The 4,170-nt window shown below is 58.9% G+C and carries 2 protein-coding genes; one reads left to right on the top strand and one right to left on the bottom strand.

Features of this window, described 5'->3' with window-relative positions; translation table 11 throughout:
- Positions 1 to 132 precede the first annotated feature (132 nt).
- Positions 133 to 1,296, top strand: a complete 1,164-nt coding sequence (locus VJV58_RS15505) for an SMP-30/gluconolactonase/LRE family protein (RefSeq protein WP_324138247.1) — start codon at positions 133 to 135, stop codon at positions 1,294 to 1,296.
- Between the two features lie 168 nt (positions 1,297 to 1,464).
- Here the strand turns inward: VJV58_RS15505 and ppc are convergent.
- The coding region (ppc, locus tag VJV58_RS15510; RefSeq protein ID WP_324138248.1) for a phosphoenolpyruvate carboxylase at positions 1,465 to 4,170 on the bottom strand (2,706 nt) is incomplete at its 5' end.

Raw genomic sequence — 4,170 nt, forward strand, 5'->3', positions numbered from 1 at the left:
TGTAGCCGGCGCTCGCGCTTAGCATCTAGAGCCCGCGCGAAACCAAACTAGCGCTATCCTCGAGCGCCGCCCGCATTACGCCCGATTGCGGGCACAGGATTTCCTTCCAACAAAAAACGTGGGAGGAAATTTATGACAACCCCGCTGACCTTTCCTGATAAAGCCCAACGACATTCCGTTAATCGCCGGATCCTGTTGAAGGGTGCGGCCGCCGCGGCGGCTGCCGGTATGACGGCGCAAGCAGCTTCGGCAGCCAGCGTAACGCCATTCGGCCAAACAGGCGCACCAACAACCTCAACCGAACCGCTGCCGTTGGGACCGTTATCGGGGAGCCGCTACCCGGATTCTCATTTGGAATCCATGAAGAAGCCCAATGTCTCGTTTGGACCGAGCGGTTTCCCGGCCTTCGCCGGGACCATGGCGGTTGAGCGCGTCGCCACCGGAATGCGCTGGGCAGAGGGTCCAGTCTACTTTCCCGCCGGGCGCTACGTGCTGTTCAGCGACATTCCCAATAACCGCATCATGCGCTTCTCGGAGGATGACGGTCACCTGAGCGTATACCGCCAGCCGTCGATGAATTCGAATGGCAACACCATAGATCGGGAAGGACGCCTGATCACCTGTGAACATAGCGGGCGCCGGGTTACCCGGACCGAGCTCGATGGCTCGATCACGATTATAGCGGACAAGTACAATGGCAAGAGGTTGAACTCACCGAACGACGCGGTTGTCGCTTCCGACGGTTCGATCTGGTTCACCGATCCGGTTTATGGCATTGGCGGTTATTACGAAGGCATCAAGGCCGAACCTGAGCAGGAAAAGCACAACGTCTACCGCGTGGACCCGAAGAGCGGTGACATCAAGGTTGTCGTTGATGACTTTGTTGAGCCCAACGGCATTACCTTCTCGCCCGACGAGAAGAAGCTATATGTCATCGACACCGGGTTTACAGACGGTCCGGACAACCCTTCACATATCCGCGTGTTCGACGCGGATGTTGGCGCCGGAAAGGTGTCGAACGGTAAGGTCTTCGCCGAAATGCCCAAGCCTAGCATCACGGATGGCATGCGCTGTGACACCGAAGGCAATATCTGGTGCTCCGTGGGTTGGGGCGATCCGAAAGAAGACGGCGTGCGCTGCTACACTGCGCAGGGCGATCTGCTCGGCAAAATTCACCTTCCGGAAACCGTTGCCAATCTGTGCTTCGGCGGTCAGCAGCGTAACAGACTGTACATCTGCGGCTCTACTTCGCTGTACGCAGTGTACACGAGTGCCCAAGGCGCAATGAAGCCGTAACCGGCGTATGGATAGGGTTGATCGCTTTTTGCGGAATGGCGATCTGTCCATCCCTCAGTGAACAGATGGCGGGCACGCTTTCAGGCAGCCCGCCATGTGTGCTTCAGGTTTATGTGCGCAAGGTTGGCTGTCGATTGCATACGGATGACGTAAGTCGAACTCGCAAGCTCACCCGCTATTGCGCAATCCCGCCGATATGCCGTTGATCGTGAGTTGAATCCCGCGCAGCACCCGCTCGTCGGGACTATGGGTGCGGTGCTCCTTCAACAATTCCACCTGCACATGATTCAACGGGTCGAGATATGGAAATCGGTTGCGGATCGAGCGTTCCAGGAACGGATTGCCTTGCAGTAGCCGCTCATGACCCATGATATCCAACAGCTTCTCGATCGAACTCTGCCATTCGTGGCGGATGCGGTTGAAGATGTTTTCACGCAATGCCTCGTCAGGCACGAGTTCCGCGTATCGGGAGGCGATCGCGATTGAGCTTTTCGCCAACACCATATCCATGTTGGACAGCAGCGAGCGAAAAAACGGCCACTCTTGATAGAGTTCGCGCAGGAACGGCATGCCGTTGTCCGGATGCTTCGCCAGCCAGGCCTCGACGGCGCTGCCAAATCCATACCATCCCGGCAGCATCAGCCGGCATTGTGCCCAGCTGAACACCCAGGGGATGGCGCGGAGATCCTCGATTTCCCGAGTCTTTTTGCGTGACGCTGGCCGGCTGCCGATGTTTAGCGTCGCGATTTCCGTGATGACCGTGGAAGCCCAAAAGTAGTCGGCGAAACCAGGTGTTTCGTAAACGAGGCCGCGATAGGCGTTGAATGCGAGCGAAGACAACTGCTCCATTGCTTCAAGATATTGTTGCTTCGGCACGCTGCTCGCTGGTTGCAGCAGGCTCGCTTCCAGCGTAGCAGCGGCGAGAATTTCAAGATTGCTGCGGCCAACTTCAGCATTGGAATATTTGCTGGAGATGATCTCGCCCTGTTCGGTGATCCGGATCTGACCGTTCACCACTCCACCGGGCTGCGCGGTAATGGCGTCATAGCTTGGACCGCCGCCCCGTCCAACCGAGCCGCCTCGGCCGTGAAACAGCCGCAAGCGGACGTGGTGACGCTTGAATACTTCGAGCAGGCCGATTTCGGCTTTGTAGAGCTCCCAGCCCGAGGTGACGAAGCCGCCATCCTTGTTGCTGTCGGAATAGCCGAGCATCACCTCCTGCACCGCGCCGCGGCCGTCCACCACCTTGCGGTATTCATGCAGTGACAGCAGTCGGTCCATGATGCCGGCGGATGCCTGCAAATCCTCGATCGTCTCGAATAGCGGCACGATGTTGATCGCGCTACGGCCAGAGGGATCGATCAGACCGACCTCCTTCAGCAACAATGCGAGCTCAAGCATGTCCGACACGCTCTTGCACATCGAGATGATGCTTTGCGGGATAGCGTCAGCGCCGAATTTCGCATGCGCTTCGGCAGCCGCATGGAAAACCGCGAGTTCGCCCAGCGTCTCTTCGCTGTATTTGACGAAGGACGATATTAGGGGTCGCGGACTATGCAGTTCAGCGGCGAGAAGCGCGATCCGCGCGTCTTCGGGTAAATCCCGGTAGGACATGCCTGGGGTCGCCGCGTCGATCAGTTCGGCGACGGTGCGTTCGTGCACAGCCGAATTCTGCCGCATATCGAGCCGCGCCAGGTGAAAGCCGAAACAATCCACCGCTCGGCGAAGCAACCGCAACCGTCCGCGCGCGATCACGCGCGAGTTGTTCGCGATGAGCGAGCGGTGCAAAACATCCAGGTCGGCCTTGAACTCGGCAACGTCCGCGTAAGCGGCGGCCTCGCCGACTGGCACGCGACTGGTCTCTACCTCCAGCCGCGCAGCGGTCGCGGTAAGCCGCGCATAGATACCGGACACGGCGAGTCGATAAGGTTCGCCGCTTCGATGCGGCGATGTATCGGGCGAGCGCTCCGCGAGCGCGCGCAGTTCCTCCGAGACATCGGCCAGGTGGGCCGCGAGCGACAGTTCGGAGCCGAGCACATGCAGTTCTTCGAGATAATGGCGCATAATGCGGCTGGACTGCATCTTAAGCGCGCCACGCATCACTTCCGCGGTGACGAAAGGATTCCCATCGCGATCGCCGCCGATCCAGCTTCCCATCTTCAGGAAAGACGCGAGCTCCTGCTGGGTCGCCTCCACTTCATTAAGACGATCCTCAAGCGTGCAATGCAGGCGCGGGACTTCGTGCAGGAACGTGTAGTCATAAAACGACAGTCCGTTAGCGACTTCATCAAGCACGTTGAGCTTGGTACGGCGCAGCAGGTTGGTCTGCCATAAAGTCAGCACTTCACGGCGCAGCTCCTCATCCCCTGCCGCCACTTCCTCTGGAGTAAGCTTGACCCGTTCGCGCCGCTCCAATAGCGCGGCAATTTCCATTTCGCGATCGATGGTGCTCTTGCGGCGAACTTCGGTGGGGTGCGCGGTCAGAACCGGGCTGACAAGAGCCGTGCCGAAAAACCGGCGCAGATCCGCGACACTCAGTCCGGCCGTGCGCGCATGCAGGAGCATCAACGCCAGCGTCCCCGCAGCCGGCATTCCGCCGCCACTCGAGCGGGCTCGCATCTGGCGAATATTGTTCTGGTCTTCGGCGATATTGGCGAGGTGCGAGAAATAGGTGAAAGCACGCACAATGCGAACCGTTTCGCTGATCGACATGCTGTCGAGAATGATTTCGAGCTCGCGTCGAGCAGGATCGTCGTTATCTCGATGAAATCGGATCGACGTCTTTCGGATTCTCTCGACCAGATCGAACACATCCGCGCCTTCCTGGTCGCGAACGGTGTCGCCGAGGATACGACCGAGCAGCCGGATATCGTT

This window comes from Bradyrhizobium sp., from assembly GCF_035273305.1.
Classification (GTDB): domain Bacteria; phylum Pseudomonadota; class Alphaproteobacteria; order Rhizobiales; family Xanthobacteraceae; genus Bradyrhizobium.

What these genes read in the sequence shown, in the direction of transcription:
- VJV58_RS15505 (WP_324138247.1), top strand. Translation starts at nt 133, where the DNA reads ATGACAACCCCGCTGACCTTTCCTGATAAAGCCCAACGACATTCCGTT.